Raw genomic sequence first — 26,716 nt, 5'->3', positions numbered from 1 at the left:
GTGTTTTCCTTCGCCACATAATGAAATATAGTTCTAGTAAGAAACATAGCTTCAAATGGATATTGACCGCTGTAAAATTTTAGAATATAGTTTGTTTATAGTGGTATATTCTGGAATTTATGTGTGAGAGGTGGTTTTTGCGTGGAGTCCTGGCAATAGCACAATTTTCCGAATGCTGCGGTATTCACCCTAGAACCCTTAGTAATCTGATCAAAAGATCACGTCCTATTGCTGTAAGCCAGCTTGATCTTATCACGAAAGGTATGAAACTTGCTGAAGGTTATTTCTATGAAACTTACATAGATAGTTACATCATAGGTGATGCGATGGATTGGCGAAGAGTAGAGCCTTTAATCTTTAGATGTGCAGAACTCAACAAATTAGATACAATCCAACGCATCGTAAATCAAGCAATGGAGAAATTGATGTACTGCTCAAAATTGTTTAATACGGCAGAGAAATTATTAACCAAAAAGCTACATGCTACTGCAATTCTTCTTTATGAAGGTGTCGCTGAAGGGGAACGATTTCACAATTATTTTGTTTTATTTCTAAATGATATGGCTTATTATAATTTGATTAAAGGGAATCTTGAAACAGGTTTCAATTATCTATTAATTTGCCTAAAGAAATCTTACGAGATTAACAATAAACCATGTATTATTAAGTGTGTAGGACTATTTGAGAGTTTCAGGGGACAAGCAAATCAAGATGTAGAGGATGACTATCAAAATACGATAAAAGAGGTGTATAAATATGAAAAAAGATAATCGTACTAATATGTTTATGTACTAGTTTTACTTTAATTTACTCAGTTCCAATTCAAGCTGAAATATCTAAAACTGTTACTGTACAAGGTTTTATATATGGTGGAGGCTAAGAGGAATTATCGTTAAAAACTATAATAAATATACTTTTGCACAAAAACACTTTTGAATTTTTTGAAAGTGTTTTTTTCTTTTTTTTTGATCAGCGGTCAAAAAAAAGAAAATATGATTTTTTACTTTTTATTCTAAATTATTACATAAGGAGGGAGAAGAATGACAACAACAAAAATAGGTGTTTTGCTTCGCATTGAACGAGCCAGAAGGAAACTGTATAAAATCCAGAAAGAGAATGTGTCACTAACACATCCCAAAGTAATCCAGCAATCAAGGTTGTTGGATGTCCTAATAAACAAATATCAAGGAAGTTGATCGTTTTTTCAATACAATTAGGATCAATTATTATCCCTAAAAACTATTTTAGACACATAAATGGCATGGTTTCCTGTTGATAGAAAGAATGTATTTTTTGTAATATTTTATATATACAGTATTAAATGAGAGGATATGATTTTATTGAAAAATATTAATTTTTGATAGTTTAGAAGACAACAGAAGATTGAATTATTTAAATGGAGGTTGGTAATCAATGAAGACAGTTTTTTTTAAGGCCCTATTTTTTGTTCCTATTTTATTCGCTATGATAATTATTGGTAATATTAACTATGCTTTTGCTGATTCATTAACTACTCAAGCTGAGTTAAAACAACAAAATAGTACTTTCAGTGAGAATGATTTGTTTGATGAACCAGTTAGTGTAATTGACTCTACATATGAACATTTATCAGTTCAGGCAACTCAAGAATATGTAGCTGTTTTAAGAATGTTTTCTGTTGGCGCAAATAACACGCGAGGAAGTTCTGGAGACGATGGAAGTTCGGCATTTGGTACACACTCGTTCATAACCGTGAAAAATATAAGTGGATCAAATTTGACCATTGGGGGACTTTCAGGAATAACAGATGGAAAGACAGTATCCCTGGGAACATGGGGAAATAAAAGTGAACATAAAGGGTTATGGTACAATTTGGAGTCGGAAATGATTGCAAGCTTTAATACTTATGGTGGAAGAGTATCTACTCATATGTGGCTAACTAAAGAACAACTGAATAATTTGAACTATTTTATTACTAATAGAGATTCTTGGAGCTATACTAATAATTGTTCTTCATTTGCCGTGCGAGCTTGGAATTATGTATCTGATAATAAGTACAGTGCAGGGTCTCCAAATACTCCAAGAAATTTAGCGTTTTCAATTAGAGACGGAGCCTACTCTATAGATGTTGCGGTTCCGCAAGACTATAAAGTATACTATGCTAATGGAACAAGTGCACCTGTAAAAAGTAATGTTTGGAATTAATTCCTAATGAGGAGGCACACTTTGAATAAAAAGAGCATGACTCTCATTGGCGTCTTCCTACTTATAATTGTGATCGCGGCGGTGGTAATTTTGTTTTGGAAAGTAACATTAAATCCCGGTAGTATCGGTATTCGGGAAATTACAGTGTCCAATAAAACGATCACTCTGCAAGGTGATATTTTAGATAGTGCTCATCACTTTGTAGATGCTAAGGTCCTTCAGCAAGAAAATTCCTTATTTATTTCTATCCGAGGGAGTTTGCTGCCAAGACCCCATTCCAGTGGATCATTTCATGTTTCCTTGAATAATGATTATGGGCAAATAGATCGAATTTATTTGAGCAATGGAAGTAAGCAAGACGATATTCAGATTTGGCCAAAATAAAGTTGTGAGCACGAAACTAGTTGCTTTGATCATGTGAACTTTAAATAACTATATGCAAAAATCCCCCAGTTAGCGCGAATACCGCGTGTGGCTGGGGGATTTTTGCCTACCATCATAAATAGTGGCTCAGCGTGCTTGATGATGGTGCATCAAGCTTGAGTCATCCGTAAGTTATCGGCTTAACCAAGCTGCTGCGCGAAGGTGATCAGCACGGTCATGGTAATCACATTCACAAGTGTAGACAAAAGGACGGTCTGCGCGGCAAAATCAGGCTCGTTCTTGTACTCCTCAGCCAGGATAGCCGTATTCACACCTGTAGGCATGCCTGATGCAATCAGCAGCGCTTGTGCAGGAACACCTTCGAGTCCGAGCAGCAGCACAAGTGAAAACCCCACCGCCGGTCCGACAAGAAGGCGAAGCACCATACTGAGATAGACGGAAAACCGCTTCATGCGAAAAGGATACTGCACGATCTGTGCCCCCAGTGTCAATAGAGCCAAAGCAACCATCGAGCGACTGACATAGTTCAGCGGCTCCATAAGCAAGGGAGGTAGGGGCTCATGCAGCAAATTCAGACCAAGACCAAGCACGAGAGCGTAAGGGACAGGCATTTTCAGAAAGTTCATTAATATTTTACGCGGGCTTGCGCTTCCGTTCTGCACGACAAATGCACCGTAGGTAAAGGTGATGAAACTTTGAAAGGTCATGACAAGGGCTTGGACAGAAGCGGCGACAGGCTCGCCCTTGAAGACCAGCTCGTTGATCGGAATCCCATAATTTCCGGAGTTATCAAGCATGACGCTATTGGTAAAAGCACCGCGCATCCCGGGACTGTATTTCATTGAGCGTGCTACGATGGTACTGATCAGATACAGGATCAAGACGTACAGGACGTAGAACAGGGCTACAGACCCTAGCAGGGAGAAGGGAATATTCGAGCTATAAAGACTGACAAATACGATGGCAGGAGTTATATAGTAAAAATTGATTTTCGCCAATGTGTACAAATCTAGACGGAAAGCATACTGCATAATACATCCAAAACCGATCAGCACGAAAATGGGTAGCACTACTTCAAGTAAAATAGATAGGAACATGCCATAGTCAACTTCTTTCATCCAGTAGTTACGTCGAATCAAGGATCTCCCGAGATAGACACTGATAAAAATTATACTGCAAAAGTGAAAGTCATCGGGTAGCAAATTTCTGAAATCGATAATAAAAAATGTGAACAAAGTCAAAATTGCATCAATATGTGCACAGAAGCAGGCTTTGGATAACTGTAATTTTGTTCGTATTAGGCACGAATAGGAACGTGCGTTCCTTGATGAGCTGAGACACATGCAGCAACAATATGAAATTAACACTGTGCCAGAATGAAGTTCATTTATAGCTACTATTTTTCTTATTTCATCATATGAAAAATTCACAATAGTAAAAACAACGAATCTTGTACATTCCGTGCTAACCCAGCCTATCCCACATATCTATATAGAGAAAAGTTCCGGTTCCACAACCCACCCCGCCTACATACACTACTTGAGACCTGTTTTTCTAATCACTCTGAAGGGAGAGACACTTTCGTGCATCGATTCTGGGAGAAAGTGATCAAACCGATTTTGGCCGTAGTACAGCCGTCATCCATTGTGGAGATAGGCTCCCTGACCGGGCTGAACACGGTGAAGCTTCTGGATTACTGCAAGCATCTGGACGCCGTCTGCTATGTCATTGATCCCCATCCTAAATTTGAGGTGGAGTGGATGAAGATTTATTACCGGGAGAAGTTCGAGCTTCGTCAGCAGCTCAGCCTGGAGGCATTACCCGAGCTTGAACAGTATGACCTGCTTCTAATTGATGGCGATCACAATTACTACACTGTCTATCATGAGCTGAAGCATGCAGAGGATATGGCAAAGCTCAGTGGGAGGTTCCCGGTCATTTTGCTACATGATACTGCGTGGCCGTATGGACGGCGAGATATGTATTACGACCCTGATAATGTGCCGGAGGAGCAGCGCCAGCCATGTGCCTTGAGTGGGATCGTTCCAGGCTCATCCGCGCTGGTCGAAGGAGCTTTCAATCACACGGTACATAATGCTCTCACGGAATATGGGGAGCGAAACGGTGTACTGACGGCGGTGGAAGATTTTGTGAAGCAATCCGAGGTCAAGCTGAAGCTGTATTTACTGCATTCCAACAATGGTCTGGGTATACTGCTTCCTGAGGATTCGGAGCTGAATCCGGTGATTTCATTCATTGTAAATACCTCAGGGCTATAGCGCTTGAGATAAGGGCAAAGGGAAAGGAGGCGGCCTATGAGCCTAACATCTATTATCATTCTGACCCATAACGGTCTGGACATGACACGTGATTGTGTGGACAGCATCTTTAGACATACTCCGGAGCCGTTCGAGCTAATTTTTGTAGACAATGCTTCAACTGACGGCACCGTGGAGTACCTGAAGACGGTTCCACAGTCCAGACTTATCTGTAATGACTATAACGCGGGATTTGCGGCTGGATGCAATCAGGGTCTACTAGCTGCAGAGGGTAAATACCTGCTGCTATTGAATAATGACACGATCGTAACGAAGCATTGGCTGGGAAAATTGATGGAACGCCTGGAAAAGCAACCCGAGTTAGGGGCGGTGGGGCCCGTAGCGACTCATGTTGCGCCGATACAGTGTGTGTACGATTATAACGGGAACAATGTAGCCGACATTGATGCATACGCTGCACACCGAGCTAATACGCATCACGGCCAAGGCTTTTATTCCCATAAGCTGATTGGCTTCTGTATGCTGATCAAGAGAGAGGTACTAGAGCGGATTGGCGGGCTGGATGAACGTTTTTTTCCAGGGAATTATGAGGATGACGATCTCTCGCTGCGCATTCGGATTGCAGGGTATGCCCTGTGGGTGGCACAGGATGTATTTATCTATCATAAGGGACAGGGAACGTTTGAGCACACCGCAGCACAGGTTGGCTACCGGCTAACGTCAATGGAGAATGCGGAGCGCTTCCGTGAGAAATGGAATGTAGGATTGTCAGCCTTTGAGATTGCACTGCGTGGCTACAATCCGACAGACATCGTCTTGCGAGATACGATCTTCATACCAGAGCGGCATTGTATCCCTTTAATGTCAGTTAGGCAGGAAGCGGCCAATACGGAGCCATCTGTTAAGACGGAGGATTCAGCAACCGATCAAGAAGACTAATCAACAATTTAACCATTTCGTGCAACACGTGCAAGGGTAACAGGTAACAGTAGGGTGATGAGTGTATAGCAAGTTGGGTCTAGTCCAAAAGACAGTCCGATGGTAGCCGAGGAATGCTCTTGTCAACATTATTGGCACTACATGCCATGACTTGACTGGAAGATTACTCAAGCTATATCGGACTGTTTTTTGATATTACTCGTGTTTGAAGCTGAAGCTAATGAATTGAACCGATCAAGCTCTTATTCCAGATTAAGACTTAGGAATATCGCAGCCTTCGTCCGTACAGACATTACCGCCATCGTCATCAGTGGAATTCAGCACAGTCAGGGGTGATCTCTCTGCCCAGGCTTTCTGAAGCGCGTCTCTGAATACCTCTGGTGGCTGTGCGCCTGACACCGCGAATTTGCGATCGAACACAAAGAATGGCACTCCGCGAACTCCAAGCTGGCTACCTTCAGCCTCATCCGAACGAACCTCAGTTGCATACTGATCACTCGCAAGCACGGCCGACGCCTGATCTCGATCCAGCCCCACTTCAGCAGCCAAAGCCGCTAGCGTATCTGGCTGCCCGATATGCTTCCCTTCCATGAACACAGCCTCGAACAAGCGCTCACTTAATTCAAGCATCTTATGATTGGCGGCTGCCCAATGTGTCAAGCGGTGAGCATCGAATGAATTGGTTGGCACCATGTCATCGATCTGATACTCCAGTCCTGCAGTTCTTGCGTTAGCCTTCATGTTATCATTCATGGCCTGCGCTTCCTCCAGGCTTACGCCGTATTTTGCAGATAGCTCCTCTTTGATTGTTTTTCCGCTATTGAGCTCGGCGTCTGGGTTTAATTCAAAGCTCTTGAATGTAATTTCGACTTCATCCCGGTGAGGGAATGTGGCAAGCACCTGCTCCAGACGGCGTTTGCCAATATAGCAGAATGGACACATATAATCGGACCAAATTTCAATATTCATCAATAGACCTCCAATTGTTATTGCAGTAAATGAAACATTGATAGTTACATAATCAATCAAATTATAATCAATCTAAGAGTAAAATTCAAAATGAATTATACCAAGTTAACTCATAAGAATTATTGACAAATATTTGTGGGAGGGAATATAATCACCCTAATTCAGATCAGTAGTCTGGAGAACAGATGCTCTAATCTAAAATTAGTCACATTTAATACTATAAAATTACAAAATATGATTTCAATTTGATACAAATATATGGAAATCATCTCATAAACAAGCTAAAATGACTTATATCAGAGCGAGGGAACTTATTGGTATTCAACGTAATTAATCCCTCTCAGACCAAGAGTCTACTAATTGATAAATACTGATTTTATAAGAAAAATATGGGAATATAATCCGAAAATAACTGAATGTTGCTTTTTCGAGACTCGTTAATCATCTCTGATTAGTAACAAGTAATGATGTGGAGGTTTACATGCTGACCAAGGATTATGAGCAATTAAAGCTGGAACACGATCTGTTGTTACACCTTTCCAAATACGATACGCCTGTAGGAGCGACGACGCTCGTGCTAGTCATGGACAAGGAATTTGGACTAAGTCAGGCTTCGATCGGCAGAAAGCTGATGGAATTCGATGCTCTGGGCTATACCGAAAGTGTGGGGCGAAAAGGGCGTGTACTTGCAACAACCGGACGAGAGCGACTCAAGAGCCTTGAGCGGGAGCTGGCCAAGTTCCGTGACAACGCCAAGCTGATGCAGGCTCTGCATGTATCGGACAAGCAGTCGCTTATTGATCTGCTTGTCGCAAGACGAGCCCTCGAAAGAGAGACGGTATGGCTGGCGGCTCAGCATGCTACAGAGGAGCAGGTAAATATGCTATGGGAATCCATTGCGCGCCAGAATAAATTAATGGCTGATGGTAAGATTCCAATCCAGGAGGATCGGGAATTCCATGAATTAATCGCCAAAGCCTCAGGGAATTTCATTCTTCTGCATGCACTGCAGCTCGTATGGGGTGAAGGAGCACATCTTCCCGCTACTGCACTGATTCGCAGGTCTGTAGGGAGCGAGCTGGTCGTCGATCATCAGAAGATTGTAGAATGTATCGCCACCGGCTCTCCATATGAAGCAGCATCGGCCATGGTTACGCACATTAATCAGATGATTGAGGATGTTCATAAATATTACGATCAGATTCATGCTCAGCAATAACGTTGTTCACAAGCGAGGGACATTCTAGGTCAGGGCTAGGCAGCATGAGGTATTGGACTGGCAATTAGGGGGAACAGACATGTCAACATACAGGCTCGGCATTGATATCGGGGGGACATTTACAGATGTCATGCTAACAGATGAAGCGGGTCACACGCACGCACTCAAAACACCTTCGGTACCCTCGGCACCGGAGCAGGCCATATTTAACGCGATTGAGCAGTTAAAGGAAAGAAATATACAGCCTGCTGAGGTAGAGCTGTTCGTGCATGGCACTACACTTGGGGTAAATACGCTCATTGAACGTAATGGCGCTACCACAGGACTGCTAGTAACGAAGGGGTTCCGGGATGTGCTGGAGATCCGTCGTCTACGGTTGGAGAACACGACCGACCTGTATGGGGACAAGACAATACCTTTAGTTCCCAGATATCTCGTGCGTGAGGTAGACGAACGAATGCTAGCGAGTGGGCGCGAATATCAGGCATTAGATGAGAATGAACTCAGGATAGAAGTCCAGGCTCTTGTAAAAGAGGGAGTAACCGCCATAGCAGTCTCATTCCTGCATGCATATCACAATGCGGCACATGAGCAGCAGGCTGTGGAACTGATCCGCCGGGAATTCCCACAGCTATTCGTGTGCTCCAGTAGTGAGGTGTGGCCACAGCAACGTGAATACGAGCGGACTTTGGTCACGGTGATGAACGCATATGTAGGCTCCCGAATGAGTGAATATTTCCGTGGACTTTTACAAGGCACAAGAGAGCGCGGGATGAATGCACAGGTGCTATCCACCATGTCTAATGGCGGGGTGATGACAGCAGAGAGAGCGGCAGCAGAGCCGGTAAAGACCCTGTTATCTGGTCCAGCTTCTGGCGTAATCGGAGCTACCTATGTAGCAAGAATGGCTGGTATGGACAAGATTATTACCTTCGATATGGGAGGAACCAGTGTAGACGTTGCCTTGATTGATGGAGAACCTGCATATTCTACCGAGAATCAAATCGGTGATTTTCCGGTCATTATCCCGGCTGTTGATGTGACAGCGATTGGTGCCGGAGGAGGCTCTATCGCCTGGATTGACTCGGCGGGGGTTCTCAAGGTCGGTCCGATGAGCGCTGGTGCAGATCCGGGTCCAGCCTGCTATGGCAGAGGCGGAGAGCAGGCCACCACGACGGATGCCTATGTACAACTGGGAATAATCCATCCTGACCGTTTTTTGGGAGGAGGCATGCAGCTGAATCCTGAATTGTCCAAGCAAGCACTTGCCGCGCTGGGTAGCCCTCTTGGGCTGAGCCCCACGCAGACCGCGCAGGCCATTCTGGATGTGGCGACTTCGAATATGTATGCCCAGTTCACTCCATTGATGGCACGCAAAGGGATTGATCCGCGTGATTACACGTTGCTGGCTTACGGAGGAGCAGGTCCAACACATGCCTTTCTGCTAGCAAGAGAGGTGGGTATTACAAAGGTGCTCATTCCTCCATCCCCCGGCACCCTATGCGCGACGGGCTGCATTGTAGCGGATCTGCGAAATGATTTTGTACACACCTTATATAAAAGTGGGGATCAGTTGCAGGACGGAGAATTGGAGCAGCTGTACGCCAGATTAGCTGGGCAAGGGCAACGGTGGCTGGAGGAAGAGAGTAGTCGTGGGATACCGCTGGAATCGACTTACTTGCTCTACAGTGCGGACATGCGATATGAGGGTCAGGCCTTTGATATTGAAGTGCAGCTCCCAGCTCATGCTGAGGAGGGTTGGGGATGGATTCAGACGGCTATCGAGCGTTTTCACAGCCAATATGAGAGCATTTTTGGCATCAGTCAGCAGAGTGCGCCTGTGTCCTTTGTTAACTTGCGAGTCACAATTGTCGGTGTAACCCGCAAGCCAGCAGGCTCGCATCAGCCCCTTCGGCAGACAGAGAGTAAAGTTAGCGACTTCCGCCTTATTCAGTTCGATGGGGCCGAGTGGGAGGCTAGTGTTGTTAGCCGGGCGAGTCTATCTCTTCAGGAATGGCTCTCAGGGCCCGTCATCGTCGAGGAGTATGATACAACTGTCTTCGTTCCACCAGGCTACCGGGTACAGGCTGATAAGCAGGGTAACATCGTTGGGGAGGTGGAAGCATGAGTGGTCAGCAAGTTGATACCCAGATCGAAGGCATGACAACAGATCGTGTGTTTCTGGAGATATTCAAAAACCGGGTACAGGCAATTGTTGAGGAAATGGCAAATGTGGTGCTGAGAACAGGCTTTACGGCCTTTGTCAAAGAGACGGGAGATTTCGGTACTTACCTCCTGTCAGCCACAGGCGAGACCTTTGGTTCCCCGTTGGATACGGGATACAGCCTTTCGCTTGGTATTCCGGTAGAAGATGTACTGGCTACTATTGGAGAATGGCATGAGGGTGACGTTGTCATCTGTAATGATCCATATTCCACAGGTGGGATGGCTACCCACTTGCCGGATGTATATTTGCTAAAGCCTATCTTTTATGACAACAAGATTGTAGCTTACGGCCTATGCTTCATTCATTCCTCGGATGTGGGTGGCAAGGTACCTGGCAGCGTCTCGCCGAGCTCGTATGACATTCATCAGGAAGGAATCCGACTCGCGCCAATGAAACTCTATGACAAGGGCGTGCTGAATGAGCAGCTACTGCGCATTTTTCTTGATAACTGCCGTATTCCTGATCAGAACTGGGGAGATCTTCGTGCTCTCATGGCAGGGCTTCATCGTGGAGAGCAGCGCATACAGGAGCTAATCACCCGTTACGGTCTGTTGAAGGTGGAGCAGGGAATCGAGGATTTGTTGTCCTACGCAGAAGTACGGGTTCGGCAGATCATACAGGACATTCCTGACGGTGCTTATGAATTCTGGGATTACATTGAGGATGGTCCCGGTGGCTACCCGGTACGCCTGCGCTGTCGAATGGTCGTGGCGGCTGATGAGATTTTTCTTGATTTCAAGGGGACCGATCCACAAGTGCGAGCGTCCTTTAATATTCCTACGCTGAACAAGCAAGGACACTATTACTTAGTGCCAGCACTGATTCGGTATTTCCGAACACTGGACCCATCCATTCCCTGGAACTCGGGTATGGTTCGCATGATTTCCAATGATGCACCACTAGCCAGCATTCTGAACCCGGAATTTCCAGCTGCGATCGGTGCCCGTGCCGCGACATTTATCCGTCTCATGGATGTGTTAACAGGTGCGCTGAGCAAGGCGCAGGAGAACAAGCTGCCTGCGGCTGGCGCTGGACAGGCTGCCATTATCATGCTTGCCATGACCGATCCGGTAACAGGCAAGCGCAAGGTGGGCGTCATTCAGCCGATCTGCGGGGGCTCAGGCGCAAGGCCCATGAAGGATGGCATTGATGGCATGGATTTTGCCGTCGGCCATCTCAGGAATATTCCAGCAGAGACGGTAGAAGCAGATATGCCAATCCTGATCGAGCGTTATGGGCTGCGGGCGGATTCGGCTGGAGCTGGCAAGTATCGCGGGGGCTCGGGAATTGAGCTACAGCTCAAGGTACTTAGTCCCGATACAGTGCTGACGGCGCGGAATATGGAGAGGATGCAGTTTCAGCCATGGGGCAGACTTGGGGGCAAGGCTGGTGCGGCTGGCATAGCAGTGAAGAATGCTGGATTGCCCGATGAGCTGGTGACGGGACGAATTGATGAGTTACTGCTACAGCCGGGTGATTCTGTTACATTTTTCTCCCAAGGTGGTGGTGGATATGGTCATCCTTATGAACGGGCGACGGATCAGGTTCACCAGGATGTGCGAAATGGTCTACTGTCAGCAGAGTCAGCTCTTGACGAATATGGCGTTGTGATTCATGACGATGAAGTTAACGAAGCCGAGACTGCAGCAGTACGGGCGGGAGGAGAACGCAAGCAGTCTCCATTCGACTTCGGCCCTAAGCGTGAAGACTATGAGACTGTATGGACTGATGAGCTGCAGCTCGCCGTGAATGCAGCGCTGTTGCAATATCCTCTTGCTCTACGCGATTATTTGAAACGACGTACGATGCAGGATATGGATGCACGTGCGCTGCGAGGGGAGGTGCCTCGACCAGCAGACGCTGCCACGATCATGAATCAGCTTCATCAGAGCATTGTATCGCAATATGCATAGCCCTGGATTAGCTAGCCTATATTGGCGTTCGGTGATGGTCTAATCTGAAGATCTAGGGAAGGCAAATTATCGTTAGCTCATTATTAAGGGAGGTAATTGTTCATGAAACAACCATTTAGAAAGTCTGCGACCTGGCTCTCGTTACTCCTTACACTCACGATGCTCCTCTTAAGCGCATGCGGAAATGCAGCAGAGCCAGCAGCTACACCCGCAGATCCTGCAGCATCTGGAGATAACGGTGAGAAAATCAAGCTCACCATGTTCATCTGGGCGGGTGCGAATCAGGATGTCGTTCCTAAGGAAGTCGTTGCCGAATATGTGAAGAATCATCCGAATGTCGAAGTGACCTTTGAGGAATCTTCTAACTCTGTCATGTATCCGAAAATGGTTGCTGCCAAAAATGCAGACCCGAATAATCCGGTTGTGAATTTCGGTTATTTCAATGCAGATGCCTCCGCCAAGGGGATTAACGATGATATGTGGGAAGCGCTTGATCCAACGATCGTCACGAACATGAAGGATATACCGGAGCAATACCACACACCGGATAATCGTGGCATTGTATGGGGGGTCACGAATTTCGCTCTTGTCTATAACAAGGATCTGGTAAAGACACCTCCAACCAGCTGGAGTGATCTCTGGGAGAATCCAGAGTTCAAGGATAAGGTTGCCCTCTGGGATTACATGTTCTATGCCTATATCGCACCCGTCATTGAGTTGAAGGGTCAGGAGCTGGGAGCAACCTATGAGAATCCGGAGCCTGCCTTCAACTTCTGGGCTGAGCACACGGATCAGATTCGTACACTAGTTACCTCTAACGACCAACTCAAGAACATGCTGATCTCTGGTGAAGCGTTGATTGCACCGTTCAGCTCCCAGACTGCACAGACCTGGATTGATGAGGAAGGAGCACCGCTTGAGGTCGTCATTCCGAAGGAAGGCTTCGTATCGTTCCCGTACTCACTACAGGTAGTCAAAGGTTCTTCACCAGAACAGATCAGAGTAGCGAATGAAATCATTAATGAGCTGCTGGCTGCCGAAAATCTGCAAAAATACGCCGAAGCAACGGGTACACCGTTCACGAGTACAGCTGCACAGGTACCAGACAAATTCAAGGATGATCCTTCCTTCTCCGTAGAGGAGCAGAATAAGGGCCTGAATCCTGAATGGTCTACCATGGCTCAGAATGCCTCAGTCTGGAAAGACCTGTGGGATCGAATTGTCAAGACTAAACTGTAACCAGCAACAGGGAAGCGCACAAGAGGAGGCACAGTCATGTCCGTAATGGGAAATCAAACAGCGATCGAAGCGCGTCAGGTGGTGAAGCGATATGGCAGCAACTTTGCTGTCAAGCATGTATCCTTTCAGGTCAAGCAGGGAGAGTTCGTCTCTCTGCTTGGACCAAGCGGCTGTGGGAAGACCACACTGCTGCGGATGCTGGGAGGCTTAGAGCTGCCGGATGAAGGCTCCATCTATCTGTCTGAGAAGGATGTGACCCGTGTCCCTTCTTATGGAAGAGACACGAACATGATCTTTCAACAGCTGGCACTCTTTCCGCACATGGATGTCTACAATAATATAGCCTATGGACTTAAGATGAAGCGCTTGCCCAAGACCGAGATTCGTTCGCGGGTAGAACGAGCTTTGGCATTGGTGCAGCTACCAGACTATGGACGTCGCGCGATCTCTCAGCTCTCGGGAGGACAGGCCCAGCGGGTAGCCATTGCAAGAGCGCTCGTCAATGAGCCGAAGGTATTGCTGCTGGATGAGCCATTGTCCGCCTTGGATGCGCAGCTAAGACTAGATATGCAGAAGGAGCTTAAGCGAATCCAACGTGAATCGGGCACGACCTTTATCTTCGTAACCCATGATCAGAGCGAGGCTTTGAACGTATCAGACCGTATAGGTGTCATGTATCAGGGGGTTCTGCTACAGTACGGTACACCGGATGAAATCTATGAGCAGCCTGTGAACCAATTTGTGGCCAAGTTCATCGGTGATACCAATCTGCTGCCGGCTCAGGTGCAAAGCATGGATGAGGCCCGTATGACGATTACTACCATGGAGGGACAATTCACCATACATGTGAAGCCGCCAAAGACAGGCAAGGTCGAGCTGGGCGAGCGTGGAGACATTTCCATTCGTCATGAGTATATTCGTATGGGAGAAGAGGCAGAGCAACTGGATAATCGACTGAAGGCACTCGTCACAGAGGTTCATTATGCAGGTACCCTGCTACGCTACGAGCTTCGCATTGATGGGCAATTGACCTTGCTGGCGAATGTCCCTCATGCTCCCGGAAAGATTCGCTATGCGGCGGGGGATATGGTGACGGTTGGCTGGAATGTGCAGGATGGAATCTATTTGACTCGCCGGGAGGAGGGAAGCTCGTGAAGCATCGGGTTGACCGTGTGCTGAGCTGGCTGACGCCGAAGCACTCGTCATGGATAACGCCGCTCCTGCTGCTTGTCCCTTCTTTACTCTTGATGGGCATTGTATTTATCGGCTCGCTGCTCATCTTTGGCAGATACAGCTTTGATGCCTTTGAGAATGGGAGATTAATGCCTGCCTTTCAATGGGATGCGTATATTGCCTTCCTGGCAGACCCGTATTACTGGAGTATTATCCGCGACACCTTCAGTCTCACACTAAAAGTAACCGGAATTACGCTATTGCTGGCCTATCCGCTGGCCTATTACATTTCCCAGCTACGTAATGGTACCTGGCGTCAGATGATCTTGCTGATCACGTTCATGCCGCTTCTGGTCAGTGCCGTTGTGAAGTCATACGCGTGGATGGTATTGCTCTCCCGCCAGGGACTTGTGAATTGGTTATTCATTCAGAGCGGGATCACGGACACTGGATATGAGATGACGTTTAATGAAGTAGGGGTTATTATCGCACTCGTGCATATTTTCTTGCCCTTCATGGTCATTCCCATTCTGAGCGTGCTGGATCAGCAGCAAGGCCAGCTGAAGGCAGCAGCGCATGATCTCGGTGCGGGCAGTCTGCAGACCTTTTTAACGATAACCTTGCCATTATCGGTTCGGGGCATTGTGTCAGGCGTTCAGATTGTATTTACACTGTGTCTAACGGCATTCACGACACCTGCTTTAATCGGCGGGGGCCGAGTCATGACGCTGCCGACATTCATCTATCAGCGGACCCTGGATACCAATTGGCCGATTGCTGCCGTAGCCAGTCTGTTCCTGATCGTATCCTCTACAGCCGTAGTATGGCTACTAAATCGTCTAGCAGATCGCTTGACCTTCCTGCGTTCGAGAGGAGGCATGGAGCGTGCGGCATAGACCATTATGGATTACTGGCCTACTAACTGCGGCGGCATGGCTAGTATGTATTTTTTTGGCGACCCCGCTGGTCATCGTCGTGATTACTTCTCTGAATTCTGCGGCTTATAGTGTATTTCCGCCGAAGGGCTTATCCTTCCGCTGGTATGAGAATCTGTCGTCGCAGCCGCAGTTTTTGCAGGCTTTTGGAAATAGTGTATTTACATCATTATGTTCCACTATACTGGCACTTGTCGCAGGGACGCTTGCAGCCCTTGCCATACAGCGCTACGAGTTCCCCGGAAGAAATCTACTGCGGGCTATCTTCATGTCACCGATGGTCGTTCCAAAGATTGCGCTGGGCGTGGCTTATCTCATTCTATTCTCCAAGCTGAAGATTGCCGGGGGCTTATTTGCACTCATCCTGGGTGAGGCGGTGACAGTATTGCCCTTTGTGCTCGCCATTGTGGGCAGTACATTGGCCAACATCAAGAAAGAATACGAGGAAGCTGCGGCGGACCTGGGGGGAGGACCCATCCGGGTGTTTTTCACGGTGACCTTACCCCAAATGAAGCTTGGCTTGCTGCTTAGTGGTGCTCTTTCTTTTATATTCACTTTTGATCAGGTAGAAACCGCTTTGTTGATCCTAAGGCCACCCAATTATACACTGCCAATTGAATTGTTCCTGTACATGGAAAAATGGCAAGACCCTACAATTGCAGTAGTCTCTACATTAATGCTGCTGTTCGCCATATTGCTCTTCTTCGGACTGAAGCTGATGCTTCGATCTGTGCCTGAGGTGCAGAAGTTTGTGAATAAGCAACATGACAAGTAATAGGATAGACGGTACCTGTTGATACAGAACGAAGCAAGGAGGTAATATGCTGCATGAACAATCCATTGGAGATGAGGAACACAGTATCTGCCGATTCTGCAAGTACTGCACATCGGAAACGTGCTGAATACATTATGGAGCGAGAGGGTCTGCAGGCGCTGGTTGCCACCACACCTGAAAATGTATCCTACGTCATCGGTTCACAGCTACGGGCGACGAACTGGACGATGCAGATCTATGCCGTACTTCCTCGGAACGCTAACGCAAGATCACGGCTTATTATGCCGACCAATCGGCTAGGAGTGATTGCCCAGATGGGACTGCCTGAGGCGGACATTTATCTCTACAGCGATTTCTTCCTTGAAGGCTCCCCAGATGGGAAGCCCTCTACAGCCGATATTGATCTCTTGTATCATTTGTTAGGCTCAGTACAGACATACTCCGGGCCACTGGAGGCACTACGAGCTGCGCTGAAGGACCTCGATGTGAATGATGGACCACTGGGCGTCGATGAGATGCGGATGTCTCCGGCGATCTATGAACGTTTAAGCGACAGTCTTTCTGCAGGGGCGCTCCGTTCAGCGTATGGCTTGTTCCGGGAGATTCGTCAGGTCAAGACTCCAACTGAATTGCAGCGTCTTCGTACAGTTGCGGCATTAAATGAACGGATTGAGTTAGAGCTCATTCACAAGATCGCGGCCAATGTGCACGAAGAGGAATTAGCTGAGCATTACCGGCTAGAAGTAGTCAGAGCAGGAGGAGTGCCTGCTATGGTCGCAGTCGGGGCAGGACCACGCAGCGCGTTACCACTGATTGAACGTTACTTCCATCGGGTGCAGCCTGGTGATCTGGTACGCTTTGACCTTTGCTGTCAGCTCGATGGCTATTGGGCAGACACAGGTCGAACCGTTGTGCTGGGTTCTCCGTCCCCATGGCAGCGCAATCACTTTGCAGCTGTCAAGAGCGGATGGGAGCGGGCACTTGAGCTGGTGCGGCCCGGTGCGAAGGCATCCGAGATTTTTGAAGCAGCGGTACAAACGGTTCAGCAAAATGGAATTCCGCACTATCGGCGCCAGCATGTTGGACATGCCATTGGCCTGGAGCTATATGATGATATCGTACTTGCTCCGGGTGATCAGCGGGAACTGGAGGAAGGCATGGTGTTCTGTGTAGAGGTTCCATACTATGAGCTCGGTGCAGGAGGCTTTCAGATTGAAGATACCGTTATTGTCACCAAGGATGGGTTCGAGTCGATCACACATATGGAACGCAAACTATATCAGCAATGAGGTTCTCGCATGAGTTATATTCAAAAAGAAACCGGCTTGTTCCGTAAAACAAGCTTGGCCATGTTCGCCGGAGGGTTCAGCACCTTCGCTATTTTGTACTGTCTTCAGCCGCTCATGCCTGAGTTCTCGAAGGAATTCGACGTATCTCCGGCTGTCGCCAGCCTATCGTTATCCATATGCACCATTGCTATGGCAGTGACAATGTTATTCGTAGGGACGATCTCGGATGTGAAGGGAAGGAAATTCATCATGTGCTGCTCCTTGGCCGGGGCAGCGGTGATTACCTTGCTGATAGCTGTCAGTCCAGGGTTCGAATATGTATTACTGCTTCGGATTGTCCAGGGAATGATCCTGGCTGGGCTACCTGCGATTGCCATGACGTATCTTAGTGAAGAGATTGATCCGGTCAGCTTGGGCTATGCGATGGGATTGTATATTAGCGGTAATTCCATCGGTGGTATGGGCGGAAGAATAGTGACGGGCATTGTGACAGATGTCGCGAACTGGAGGGTGGCCCTGGCGGTCATTGGCCTGATTAGCCTGATCTCCTTTGTCCTATTCTACTATTGGCTGCCATCATCCCAACATTTTCAGAAGCGTCGCTTTCGCATTAGAGACTTGACCAGCACGCTGCTGGAGCAGTGCAAGGACCCTCGGCTACTTTGTCTGTATGGTCTGGGCTTTGTACTGATGGGGAGCTTCGTGACGCTCTTCAACTATATCGGCTATCGCCTGATGGCTCCGCCATATGAGCTAAGCCAATCTCTGGTTGGCTGGATATTCCTGGTCTATATCATGGGAACAATCAGCTCGACATGGATGGGAAGGCTAGCAGATCGTTATGGGCGTTACATCGTGCTAAGTATTGCTGCAGGGATCATTTTAGCTGGAGCCGTCATGACACTCGCAGAGCAGCTGTGGCTTGTGATCTTCGGAATATCCCTGTTTACGTTCGGATTCTTTGGGGGACATTCCATAGCCAGTAGCTGGATCGGCCTGCTTGCCTCTGAGCATAAAGCTCAGTCTTCTGCTCTATATTTGTTCTGTTACTATGTAGGCTCCAGTGTGAGTGGCACAGCAGGAGGGGTATTCTATATTTACTATGGCTGGAAGGGTGTCATTGGCATGATTGTGTGCTATATGATTGCAGCTCTGATCATGAGTCATGCCTTACGTAAGCTTGGTTGTCCGAAAAATCAAACAACTCCATTATAGGATATATATGGAACTTTCTGAGAAGCGCTCAAATTGTTTACTTTAATCCACTCATATGGTTAACATAATAATAATTATGTTGATTAATGTGAAAGATAACTTCCAATCCAGCTACTCATAAGAGAAGCTGGATTTTTTTGTATGCGAATTACGGAAATGGGAAAGGCTCCTCTATGGCAGGCACCGCTAAAGAAACGTTTAACGGGCAGGTTTCTTTCCTCTTGGTACCGAATACTATATGGTGCTCTCTGATATATTAGAAGACCATCAAAAGGGTGAACTGATAATGGGAGATAAGGCGAATAAAGCAAAACAATCAATAATATCTATGAACTATTAAAATAACTGTTGGAGTATTATTCCCTCAGCTCCGTGCCATTGCATTCGAAAGGGTGTCGCGGTACAAAAATTCAAATTCATGTGACTTTTCGGCACTTTTCTTTCACTTCTGTTTGTGCCGACGTAGTCGGAATGGAGATTATTATGAAGAGAGTTGGAATTATTACTCTTTATTACAAAAATTATAATTACGGTGGCCAACTTGGAGCTTATGCACTGCAAAAAGCTATAGCTAAGTTAGGATTTTATTGTGAGCAAATTACATTCAAGTGGCTAAATGAACACACCTTACAAGCATACGAAAGTGCTAAAAGTGCTGAACATTTTAGCACTTTTTCCGAGAGCATTCCCCACAGCGAACGTTTATATACAGTATCTGATATTGCAGAATGTGTTGATATTTACGATATTTTTGTTTGCGGTAGCGACCAAATATGGGGTTTACCATGGGTTATTTCCGATGGCATTTTACCCTGTATGGCACTTTCTTTTGTTCCAGCATCAAAAACGAAAATTGCATATGCCGCAAGCATGGGAGGAGCAGAAATAGAGCCCGATCGAAAAAATATCCTTGCTCCACACGTTAATACTTTAGACTTTGTTTCTGTTCGTGAAAAAATTGCAATCCCTTTTGTGAAAACGATGAGAGATGGAGAGATCACTCATGTATTGGATCCTGTAATGCTTCTTAATAAATCCGAATGGGATGATATAGCTGCTACTCCACCAGAAAAAGCCTATATACTCACTTATGATTTACGAGATACAGGAGTTCAGGAATATGCTGAAGCACTGTCACAAAAGTACGGATACGAGATTATATCTCTTGCAACTGCTGGAGCAGCTACGGTTGGTCCGAAGGAATTTGTAGGTTACATAAAACACGCTAAGTATCTTATTACTAGTGCCTTTCATGGGGCTGTTTTTGCCATTTTATATAAGGTTCCATTTTTGGTTTTCCCGGTATCTGATAATCCACAAGACCCCAGATCAATGGATTCAAGACTGATAGCTCTGCTGGATACGTTTGGCTTATCTTCTTGCTATGTTTATGATACATCCAATGTTCTAAATGTTGATGATGTTACTTTTCATCATATAGACGAATCAAAAATAAGTGCATTTCGTCATGATTCACTTCGATTTCTTAAAAATGCTTTGGATTCTTAAAATAAACCAAAGCATGTGTGCGCATGGCCTTAAAAACTTGCCGTTACAGACAGTGCGGAGAACCGTACCACAAGTGATGGGACACAAGATTAGAGGAGATTGTATTTGCAGCATGCAGATTATAGGAGCGGGAGGGGGGATGATTAAGATAAAATGAGCCAAGCCCAGTGGATGCGGAGCTTTTTGGCGTGAATGGAGAGTGTTTGGTGACTTATCATATATTAGGGAATAGGCGGGCGTGTTATATTCGAACTTAACTTAGTATAGTACCGGAAGAGTGGACACATGTAAGTCATAGCCGCAGAATACAATATCGAATTAATCCAGTAAAATATGACGCAGCCTGCTATACGTTCGATATGGCCGGTTGCCAAGGCTGCGATTCTAACGGAAGATTTTCCTAATGTGCTGCAATCTTGCAAAGGGCTATCCCACAAAGGATGGCCCTAAAACTTCCTGTTAAAGGTAAATAAGGCTTCTACTGAAATGTGTTAGTAGGAGATATTCCCATGTTAATGAGAGCCTTATGAAGTATATTTCTCCACCATTTTATGCAAATAATCTCGAAATTCTTCAACATAGGCTTTCGGCTCGATTACTTCCAGATTTGTTCCGAAGCTTGCTAAAAATTGAAAGCCAATGCTGTTTTGTGGAACATGGATCGTGGCTAAGAAGTATTCAGGACTATAAGTATCAATACATTTTCGACCGTATCTTTCAATGAATTGATCTGCTATGCCAGGCGAAATCAACACCTTAATAGGGACTAATTGCGGTTGATCATTTGCTTCCTGCTCTTGTTCCAATACATAATCTCTAGGGGGAAAAGTGTTCTCATTCACAATAAGCTGATTGATCCTGGACAATTTAAATGTTCTGTAGCTCTGACGAGATAAACAAAATGCCTTCAAATACCAACTCGATTCACTAAAATGAAGTTGGTAGGGCTCAGCCATTCTACTCGTGGTACTCCCATTTCTATCTATATAATCAAATGTAACTAGCCTTCTCTTCACAATCGCTTCTTGGCAAATCCTTAAGGTGTGCGCAATCTCAGAGCGTCCCTCCCAATCATAAAATGACAGTTGGATTGAGCCTTTGGGAGACAATGGACTAACCATCGCTTCTATTTTTTGAATGGTTACTTCAACTTCTTCGCTAATTAGAATTTGTTCCAATCCACCAAGCGCAGTCAATATATTCTCTAAGTCAGAGCTACTTAAAAGACGTTTATCCACCTTGTATTCATCCATAATGCCGTAGCCACCATGAACCCCCTGGATAGAGTAGATCGGGATGTTGGACACACTCAGTGTTTCCATATCACGAAGAATCGTTCTTTTGGAAACGTTAAACAATTGTGCAAATTCATTTGCTGAAACGGTATCTTTTCTTAGCAATATCATGATGATAGATATTAATCTCTCAACCTTCTCCATATTGTCTCCTTTATTTGTTGAACATTATTTTAAAAAGGTGACATACGTATGTCGCCGAATATACATTATACTTCATTTATCACAAAAAGGAGGTTTGGCTTATGGCAGCTATTGTATATTTAAACTTTGATGGAATCGCAGAACAAGTGATCGCATTTTATGCAGAGGCTTTAATGGCAAGCAAGGTGAAAATGGTGAAGTTCAGGGATCTTCCACAAGATCCAAACTATCCAATGCCAGAAAATGAATTAAGTATGATCATGGAGTCTTCCATCGAGTTCGCTGGTGGGAAAATCATGATGTCGGATATTGTGCCTTCGATGAAAAGCGTAACGGGCGAATGGGTGCAAGGAAATAACATAGTTATTAGTATCGTAATGGATAATAAACAGACCATGAAAAAATACTTTTCTAATTTGTCTGTAGGAGGTTATGTTATCATGCCGTTATCTGAAGTACCTTGGTCATCCTGCTTCGGAATGTTAGTTGATAAATTTGGAGTGGTATGGAAATTTAATAGTGATGCAGAAAAGTTCCTGGATGAAGTGATTTCCAATAGTGAAAATTTAATTCAGTAAATGCGATAGAAGGTTAAAGGTTGGCTGCAAAACAATTGTATGATAGAAAAGCCAACAAACAAGTAGATATGTCATAACTAATCTGTCTCAAACTACGAAACGTATTTGGTTAACATAATATTTATTATGTTAAATTACTGTGCTAATCTCATAATCATATTTCAGATTACAAGAAGTAGTCTTGATAGCGCTGCCTAAGAAGTATGTAATATGCTCAATTGAAAAGAAGTAAACAGCTTGCTAGGAAGAAAAACAAAGCAGTTGCAGCTTAGTAATTCATTGCCTCCAGCTAGCAGCTGCTTTGCTTACGTGTTCACTATCCTCCAGATGGACTATGACGGATATGACGGAGTTGGCCAGCTTCCTTGCTGCTTTCTTAGCAACACGATCTGCCCAATATGATAGGCATCATGTATCAAGCAAGGGACAATCAGCTCAGCAAGGGTGGTAGTTTTAGTGGGGGTGAAGTAAGGCACAGGCAGCTGCTCTTCGTTCATAGAAGCTAAGGTCTCCTCCAGAGACAGGGATATCTTTGTCGTAAGAGCAACGGTATGTTGCCACGCAGCTTCATCTTCAGCATTCCCTGCTACTCCAAACGTTTCTTCATTTGTAATCGTTGTCGGTGCCAATGGGGCAGCGTCTCCAATACGATGAAGCATGCGCTGATTGTAGTAATTCATATGGTTCACCATCTGCCAAATGGTCAAGCCACCTACTGCAGGAATCCAGCTCGCCTGACTGGCTGTAAGGCCTTCAATCGCTTTGGCTAATGGAACGATCCACTCCTCTTGAGCCCACGTATTGTCTTTGCAATACAATGTAGTCGTTCAGGTTCATACTCATCGTGTTGCCTCCTTTTCATTTACCCACTAAAGAGAGCTACAGGCTCCAGTACCAGCGTCTATGTCAGAGGTGGACAAACACCAAAAAATACTGTGATGATAAAATGCGGAAATCTGATGAAGGTGCGCAGGTTTCGGGAGCGTCAGAAAAAGCAAACCTAGTCGGAGAGAAGAAGGCTTGAATGAATATGGAATATGAATCTGAGCAGAAATAGCCTTCATGTATGAAAAAAAGGACAGATGCTGGCATCCGTCCTCTTTTGCTTGTGAACTATTCCAATTGTAAAGAAATGATTGCAATAATCCAATACTACTTACAATCCGAATTGGCGTCCATCCTTGTCAACGTACAACGACTGTACGATGGTACGACGGTAAGGGAAGCCCTTCTCTGTGATGCCTTCTGTCTCTATTGTTATGCTGTAGATTCCCGGTTGGCTGATTGTAGACAGCGTAAGCCCCGAAGAAGATGTATGTACTTTGTCTGAGAGGGAAGGGGATAATAGCTGGGATGCACTGGAGCCACCAGAATTACCATAGTAGTAGACACTATACGTAACATCGGTAACACTGGCTTGTCCTTGCTGTTGCAGCTTGATTTCAGATCCAGAGGACTTCAGGCTGATCTTGAAATCTTCAACACGATTGAACTGTGCGACCATCAGATAAGCACCAGCATCGGAAGTGGAGGCAGTCAATTGATAGGTCCCAGGTTCAGGCTGCTGCAGCACTGCCGTATGGTGCCAAGCTCCCCGGAATACCTCATAGTCCTGATAGACATCGAGTTGAACGCTCTTGATTGAGCCGTCGGGCCGCATTAATTCCAGATTCTTCAGCGGTTGATCATTGATCCAATCCAGTTTGACTGTGTCAACTCCATCTTCAATCATAAGCGTCTGTGATGCTTGTCCATCATGCTTGCCACCACGAATGAAGAAGCTGCTGGAGGATGGGGAGGCCGACGAATGAATCGCACTCTGGTCATATGTGAAGCTAGAAGAGCTTAGCTGCGCAGGTTCTTTTTGCTGCAAATAAGGAGATAACAGAGAATATACATGAGAGCCAGTACGAACGGTGGAATGGTTCCAGGAGCCTACACTAATCATGCGTGCATGTGGAAGATATGAGTTCTGCACGGTCACGACACCATCGTTGTCACCGAAGGATGATAAATACAGGCCACCCAAAAAATGCGATGTACTGCCAGAGGACCAATTGTTGCCTGCGAGGGTATAAAAGGGAACCGCTTTGCTAGCGCTTAGCCCATCTGTCTGGGAACGGAAGGATTTCATATATGAGGTCTGTACGGAAGCCGTACCTGGACTTTGTGAGCCGATAAGCTCAGCCAGCCAGCCGGCCCAACTACTGTATGCGAGGTCCGCTAGCTGTGATCCGTGATGGGGGCTACCAAGGGTTAGGACACGCTGTACATAAGGCGCTGCACCGTAATGAACGATGGCAGCCTGTGTATCCACGCCGCCTTTACTGTGGGCCACAATAATGAGCTTCTTGCCGAAATGCTTGCTAATCTCCTTGATCTTGTCGGATAGCAAACGGCCATTGTCCCACATGCTTTGCGATGTTCCTGTAATGTCATACAAGTTGATAAACGCTGTCTGGTACCCATTGCTATGGAATTTTTCATACATATCGTTGTTCTCGTACCATACACTTGCACTACTGTTCAAGCCATGCACGAATAAAATGGCTGGTTTGGAGGGATCAATTCGATCAGGTGCTGTTCCTTCCGTCCAGCTCCCAGGTACACCTCCCGTATTCGGATTTGTTGGTTTGCCGGCTTGCACCGGTACTGCTGTGATGCTGTAAGTGAGCAGAGCAACAAGCAACAAAGACATCCACTTTTTCATCATAATCTTGAATCTCCTTCCATAATTTATCATTTCTATGTTATTTTAGCACGTTTATTGAATGGAAAGTATATATTTTAATGCAAATTTTCGTTAAATATATTACCTTTTGTTAAATGTTGTTATCATGACTGACGAATATTGGCATATACTGTGAAATTTAAATATTTACTGAATATTAGTAATTTGATACAATAAATACAGATGCATACGAATATGCAAAATAAGTAATGAATAGTCGGTAATAACATCAAGAATACGTATGGCATCTAGCGACCTAATTTATATGTTAGGAGAGGATGCGTTATGGAAAAGAAACAAGGCTATCTGCTCAAAAATGGCTGGGTGCTTACGATGGATTCGAGGCTAGGGGCATTTCGCACGGCTGATGTTCTCATTCGACAAAAGCGAATCGAAGTCATTCAGCCGAATGTGGAGCTTGATGATGAGCATGTGGAGGTGATTGATGCATCAGGTATGATCATTACTCCAGGCTTTGTGGATACGCATCGGCATGTGTGGGAATCTGTCGTGCGGACTGTGGGCACCAATTGGTCACTTCCAGTCTACTTACAAAATCTTTACTACGGCGCTATGGGAAGCAAGCTTCGACCACAGGACAGCTACATCGCGAATTTGTTGGGAGCATTGGAAGCGCTTAATGCTGGGGTTACTACGTTATTGGACTGGAGCATGCCGTATTCGCCGGAGCATACTGATGAGCTGATTCGTGGACTGCAGGATGCAGGAATTCGGGCAGTATTTGCTCATGGTGTGCCTGGGGAGACGGAATATTGGAATCGGGACAGTCGCTTGACCTATTCTGCCGATCTCAGGAGAGTGTCGGAGCAATACTTCTCCTCGAAGGATCAATTGCTAACGTTGGGTCTAGCGATCCGAGGACCGGAATTTAGCCATTGGGATACGACGCTGGAGGAGATTCGGCTTGCACGTGAACTGAATGCAATCTGTTCCATGCATGTTGGTTTTGGTAGCTGGGGGAGTCAGGACCGTTCTATCACTCGTCTTCATGAAGCTGGTCTGCTCGGTCCTGATATTAATGTAGTGCATGGTAACACAATGAGTGCAGAGGAGTATAAGTTGTTAGCCAGCAGTGGTGCCTCGTTATCCGTTACGCCAGAGGTTGAGATGATGATGGGTCATGGCTACCCAGCTACTGGATTTTTTCTGGAGCAGGGAGGGGAACCATCACTAGGAGTGGATGTAGTCACTTCCACAGGTGGGGATCTGTTCTCACAGATGAAATTTATGCTGCAGGCAGAGCGTTCTAGAGTCAATGAACAAATTATAAGTAGAGGAGATATGCCAGGGGAGCTTAACCTGTTGTCAGAGCAGGTGCTTCGTGCTGCTACAGTGACTGGCGCCAAGGCGCTGGGGCTGGACCGTACAATCGGTAGCCTAACTCCTGGAAAAGAAGCTGATCTGGTGCTGATCCGTACGTCGGATCTTAACATGTTCCCGGTACAGGATCCCATTGGTGCTGTAGTGCAATTTGCCAATCCATCCAATGTGGACACGGTGTTCGTGGCAGGCAACATGGTAAAGCGTGGGGGACAACTGCTGCATGTGAATCTCCCGAGTGTGCAGGAGCAAGTGCTAGCCAGTGTAGAGTATTTGAATTCGCAATATCGGTTAACGGATGCTGATCGAGTAGTCTACGCTTAAGCTTGAACAAGGCTGCCAGTTCGCTGGCGGTCTTGTTCTGTTATGTCTACCAAT

At 45.9% G+C, this 26,716-nt stretch carries 23 protein-coding genes; 18 read left to right on the top strand and 5 right to left on the bottom strand.

The window, feature by feature from the left end; all coding sequences use genetic code 11:
• Nucleotides 1–263 precede the first annotated feature (263 nt).
• The 4 genes from MKX74_RS14140 to MKX74_RS14125 all read left to right on the top strand — a co-directional run bounded on the left by MKX74_RS14140 (nucleotide 264) and on the right by MKX74_RS14125 (nucleotide 2,568).
• Nucleotides 264–770: a hypothetical protein gene (locus MKX74_RS14140; RefSeq protein ID WP_341178846.1), complete on the top strand. Its 507-nt coding sequence runs from the start codon at nucleotides 264–266 to the stop codon at nucleotides 768–770.
• A gap of 270 nt (nucleotides 771–1,040) precedes the next feature.
• On the top strand, nucleotides 1,041–1,196 hold the full coding sequence (locus MKX74_RS14135) for an aspartyl-phosphate phosphatase Spo0E family protein (RefSeq protein ID WP_084165477.1): 156 nt from the start codon (nucleotides 1,041–1,043) through the stop codon (nucleotides 1,194–1,196).
• A gap of 217 nt (nucleotides 1,197–1,413) precedes the next feature.
• Entirely contained in the window at nucleotides 1,414–2,184 is a 771-nt protein-coding gene (locus MKX74_RS14130; RefSeq protein WP_341178845.1) for a hypothetical protein, read from the top strand.
• Between the two features lie 21 nt (nucleotides 2,185–2,205).
• Nucleotides 2,206–2,568: a hypothetical protein gene (locus tag MKX74_RS14125; RefSeq protein ID WP_341178844.1), complete on the top strand. Its 363-nt coding sequence runs from the start codon at nucleotides 2,206–2,208 to the stop codon at nucleotides 2,566–2,568.
• 179 nt (nucleotides 2,569–2,747) lie between these two features.
• Here the strand turns inward: MKX74_RS14125 and MKX74_RS14120 are convergent, their stop codons facing one another.
• A complete protein-coding gene (locus MKX74_RS14120) occupies nucleotides 2,748–3,665 on the bottom strand; it encodes an AEC family transporter (protein ID WP_341180580.1) in 918 nt (305 codons plus the stop codon).
• A 486-nt stretch (nucleotides 3,666–4,151) separates the two neighbouring features.
• On the opposite strand from MKX74_RS14120, the gene MKX74_RS14115 reads away from it, so the two are divergent.
• Complete coding sequence (locus MKX74_RS14115) at nucleotides 4,152–4,847, top strand: class I SAM-dependent methyltransferase (RefSeq protein WP_025677151.1); 696 nt, start codon at nucleotides 4,152–4,154, stop codon at nucleotides 4,845–4,847.
• 36 nt (nucleotides 4,848–4,883) lie between these two features.
• Nucleotides 4,884–5,786, top strand: coding sequence for a glycosyltransferase family 2 protein (locus MKX74_RS14110; RefSeq protein WP_341178843.1), 903 nt, complete (start codon nucleotides 4,884–4,886; stop codon nucleotides 5,784–5,786).
• A gap of 252 nt (nucleotides 5,787–6,038) precedes the next feature.
• Here the strand turns inward: MKX74_RS14110 and MKX74_RS14105 are convergent, their stop codons facing one another.
• Nucleotides 6,039–6,755: a DsbA family oxidoreductase gene (locus tag MKX74_RS14105; protein ID WP_341178842.1), complete on the bottom strand. Its 717-nt coding sequence runs from the start codon at nucleotides 6,753–6,755 to the stop codon at nucleotides 6,039–6,041.
• Nucleotides 6,756–7,236: 481 nt separating this feature from the next.
• On the opposite strand from MKX74_RS14105, the gene MKX74_RS14100 reads away from it, so the two are divergent.
• The 10 genes from MKX74_RS14100 to MKX74_RS14055 all read left to right on the top strand — a co-directional run bounded on the left by MKX74_RS14100 (nucleotide 7,237) and on the right by MKX74_RS14055 (nucleotide 20,249).
• Complete coding sequence (locus MKX74_RS14100; RefSeq protein ID WP_018884348.1) at nucleotides 7,237–7,974, top strand: FadR/GntR family transcriptional regulator; 738 nt, start codon at nucleotides 7,237–7,239, stop codon at nucleotides 7,972–7,974.
• A gap of 79 nt (nucleotides 7,975–8,053) precedes the next feature.
• Complete coding sequence (locus MKX74_RS14095; protein ID WP_341178841.1) at nucleotides 8,054–10,102, top strand: hydantoinase/oxoprolinase family protein; 2,049 nt, start codon at nucleotides 8,054–8,056, stop codon at nucleotides 10,100–10,102.
• A complete protein-coding gene (locus MKX74_RS14090) occupies nucleotides 10,099–12,114 on the top strand; it encodes a hydantoinase B/oxoprolinase family protein (protein WP_341178840.1) in 2,016 nt (671 codons plus the stop codon). The genes MKX74_RS14095 and MKX74_RS14090 overlap by 4 nt, the downstream gene beginning before the upstream one ends.
• A gap of 102 nt (nucleotides 12,115–12,216) precedes the next feature.
• The gene (locus tag MKX74_RS14085; RefSeq protein ID WP_018884351.1) at nucleotides 12,217–13,353 is read left to right on the top strand and encodes an ABC transporter substrate-binding protein; all 1,137 of its coding nucleotides are present in this window, start codon (nucleotides 12,217–12,219) and stop codon (nucleotides 13,351–13,353) included.
• Between the two features lie 36 nt (nucleotides 13,354–13,389).
• Nucleotides 13,390–14,508 carry an ABC transporter ATP-binding protein gene (locus tag MKX74_RS14080; RefSeq protein WP_341178839.1) on the top strand — a complete coding sequence of 373 codons (1,119 nt, stop codon included), beginning with the start codon at nucleotides 13,390–13,392 and terminating at the stop codon, nucleotides 14,506–14,508.
• Complete coding sequence (locus MKX74_RS14075; protein ID WP_341178838.1) at nucleotides 14,505–15,422, top strand: ABC transporter permease; 918 nt, start codon at nucleotides 14,505–14,507, stop codon at nucleotides 15,420–15,422. Before MKX74_RS14080 ends, MKX74_RS14075 begins: the two co-directional genes overlap by 4 nt.
• Entirely contained in the window at nucleotides 15,412–16,236 is an 825-nt protein-coding gene (locus MKX74_RS14070) for an ABC transporter permease (RefSeq protein WP_341178837.1), read from the top strand. The genes MKX74_RS14075 and MKX74_RS14070 overlap by 11 nt, the downstream gene beginning before the upstream one ends.
• Nucleotides 16,237–16,289: 53 nt before the next feature.
• The gene (locus tag MKX74_RS14065; protein WP_341178836.1) at nucleotides 16,290–17,525 is read left to right on the top strand and encodes a Xaa-Pro peptidase family protein; all 1,236 of its coding nucleotides are present in this window, start codon (nucleotides 16,290–16,292) and stop codon (nucleotides 17,523–17,525) included.
• 9 nt (nucleotides 17,526–17,534) lie between these two features.
• Nucleotides 17,535–18,740 carry an MFS transporter gene (locus tag MKX74_RS14060; RefSeq protein ID WP_341178835.1) on the top strand — a complete coding sequence of 402 codons (1,206 nt, stop codon included), beginning with the start codon at nucleotides 17,535–17,537 and terminating at the stop codon, nucleotides 18,738–18,740.
• A 483-nt stretch (nucleotides 18,741–19,223) separates the two neighbouring features.
• Entirely contained in the window at nucleotides 19,224–20,249 is a 1,026-nt protein-coding gene (locus MKX74_RS14055) for a polysaccharide pyruvyl transferase family protein (protein WP_341178834.1), read from the top strand.
• Nucleotides 20,250–20,773: 524 nt separating this feature from the next.
• Here the strand turns inward: MKX74_RS14055 and MKX74_RS14050 are convergent.
• Entirely contained in the window at nucleotides 20,774–21,688 is a 915-nt protein-coding gene (locus MKX74_RS14050) for a helix-turn-helix transcriptional regulator (RefSeq protein ID WP_341178833.1), read from the bottom strand.
• Nucleotides 21,689–21,789: 101 nt separating this feature from the next.
• Between MKX74_RS14050 and MKX74_RS14045 the strand changes: the two genes are divergently transcribed.
• A complete protein-coding gene (locus MKX74_RS14045) occupies nucleotides 21,790–22,266 on the top strand; it encodes a VOC family protein (protein WP_341178832.1) in 477 nt (158 codons plus the stop codon).
• A gap of 332 nt (nucleotides 22,267–22,598) precedes the next feature.
• Here MKX74_RS14045 and MKX74_RS14040 read toward each other — a convergent pair whose 3' ends face one another.
• Together MKX74_RS14040 and MKX74_RS14035 are read right to left on the bottom strand one after the other, a co-directional pair.
• Nucleotides 22,599–23,084 carry a DinB family protein gene (locus tag MKX74_RS14040; RefSeq protein WP_341178831.1) on the bottom strand — a complete coding sequence of 162 codons (486 nt, stop codon included), beginning with the start codon at nucleotides 23,082–23,084 and terminating at the stop codon, nucleotides 22,599–22,601.
• A gap of 338 nt (nucleotides 23,085–23,422) precedes the next feature.
• Nucleotides 23,423–24,979, bottom strand: coding sequence for an esterase/lipase family protein (locus MKX74_RS14035; protein ID WP_341178830.1), 1,557 nt, complete (start codon nucleotides 24,977–24,979; stop codon nucleotides 23,423–23,425).
• A gap of 303 nt (nucleotides 24,980–25,282) precedes the next feature.
• Between MKX74_RS14035 and MKX74_RS14030 the strand changes: the two genes are divergently transcribed.
• Nucleotides 25,283–26,662: an amidohydrolase family protein gene (locus MKX74_RS14030; protein ID WP_341178829.1), complete on the top strand. Its 1,380-nt coding sequence runs from the start codon at nucleotides 25,283–25,285 to the stop codon at nucleotides 26,660–26,662.
• Nucleotides 26,663–26,716 lie beyond the last annotated feature (54 nt).

It is taken from the genome of Paenibacillus sp. FSL K6-1230 (genome assembly GCF_038002385.1).
GTDB classification, from domain to species: Bacteria; Bacillota; Bacilli; order Paenibacillales; family Paenibacillaceae; genus Paenibacillus; species Paenibacillus massiliensis.
This window is presented reverse-complemented; position numbering and strand designations above follow the sequence as displayed.

Excerpts from the sequence above, each read along its gene's own strand:
- MKX74_RS14140 (WP_341178846.1), top strand. The coding sequence starts at position 264 with ATGAAACTTGCTGAAGGTTATTTCTATGAAACTTACATAGATAGTTAC.
- MKX74_RS14135 (WP_084165477.1), top strand. The coding sequence starts at position 1,041 with ATGACAACAACAAAAATAGGTGTTTTGCTTCGCATTGAACGAGCCAGA.
- MKX74_RS14130 (WP_341178845.1), top strand. The coding sequence starts at position 1,414 with ATGAAGACAGTTTTTTTTAAGGCCCTATTTTTTGTTCCTATTTTATTC.
- MKX74_RS14120 (WP_341180580.1), bottom strand. The coding sequence starts at position 3,665 with ATGTTCCTATCTATTTTACTTGAAGTAGTGCTACCCATTTTCGTGCTG.
- MKX74_RS14110 (WP_341178843.1), top strand. The coding sequence starts at position 4,884 with ATGAGCCTAACATCTATTATCATTCTGACCCATAACGGTCTGGACATG.
- MKX74_RS14105 (WP_341178842.1), bottom strand. The coding sequence starts at position 6,755 with ATGAATATTGAAATTTGGTCCGATTATATGTGTCCATTCTGCTATATT.
- MKX74_RS14100 (WP_018884348.1), top strand. The coding sequence starts at position 7,237 with ATGCTGACCAAGGATTATGAGCAATTAAAGCTGGAACACGATCTGTTG.
- MKX74_RS14095 (WP_341178841.1), top strand. The coding sequence starts at position 8,054 with ATGTCAACATACAGGCTCGGCATTGATATCGGGGGGACATTTACAGAT.
- MKX74_RS14090 (WP_341178840.1), top strand. The coding sequence starts at position 10,099 with ATGAGTGGTCAGCAAGTTGATACCCAGATCGAAGGCATGACAACAGAT.
- MKX74_RS14085 (WP_018884351.1), top strand. The coding sequence starts at position 12,217 with ATGAAACAACCATTTAGAAAGTCTGCGACCTGGCTCTCGTTACTCCTT.
- MKX74_RS14080 (WP_341178839.1), top strand. The coding sequence starts at position 13,390 with ATGTCCGTAATGGGAAATCAAACAGCGATCGAAGCGCGTCAGGTGGTG.
- MKX74_RS14065 (WP_341178836.1), top strand. The coding sequence starts at position 16,290 with ATGAACAATCCATTGGAGATGAGGAACACAGTATCTGCCGATTCTGCA.
- MKX74_RS14060 (WP_341178835.1), top strand. The coding sequence starts at position 17,535 with ATGAGTTATATTCAAAAAGAAACCGGCTTGTTCCGTAAAACAAGCTTG.
- MKX74_RS14055 (WP_341178834.1), top strand. The coding sequence starts at position 19,224 with ATGAAGAGAGTTGGAATTATTACTCTTTATTACAAAAATTATAATTAC.
- MKX74_RS14050 (WP_341178833.1), bottom strand. The coding sequence starts at position 21,688 with ATGGAGAAGGTTGAGAGATTAATATCTATCATCATGATATTGCTAAGA.
- MKX74_RS14045 (WP_341178832.1), top strand. The coding sequence starts at position 21,790 with ATGGCAGCTATTGTATATTTAAACTTTGATGGAATCGCAGAACAAGTG.
- MKX74_RS14035 (WP_341178830.1), bottom strand. The coding sequence starts at position 24,979 with ATGATGAAAAAGTGGATGTCTTTGTTGCTTGTTGCTCTGCTCACTTAC.
- MKX74_RS14030 (WP_341178829.1), top strand. The coding sequence starts at position 25,283 with ATGGAAAAGAAACAAGGCTATCTGCTCAAAAATGGCTGGGTGCTTACG.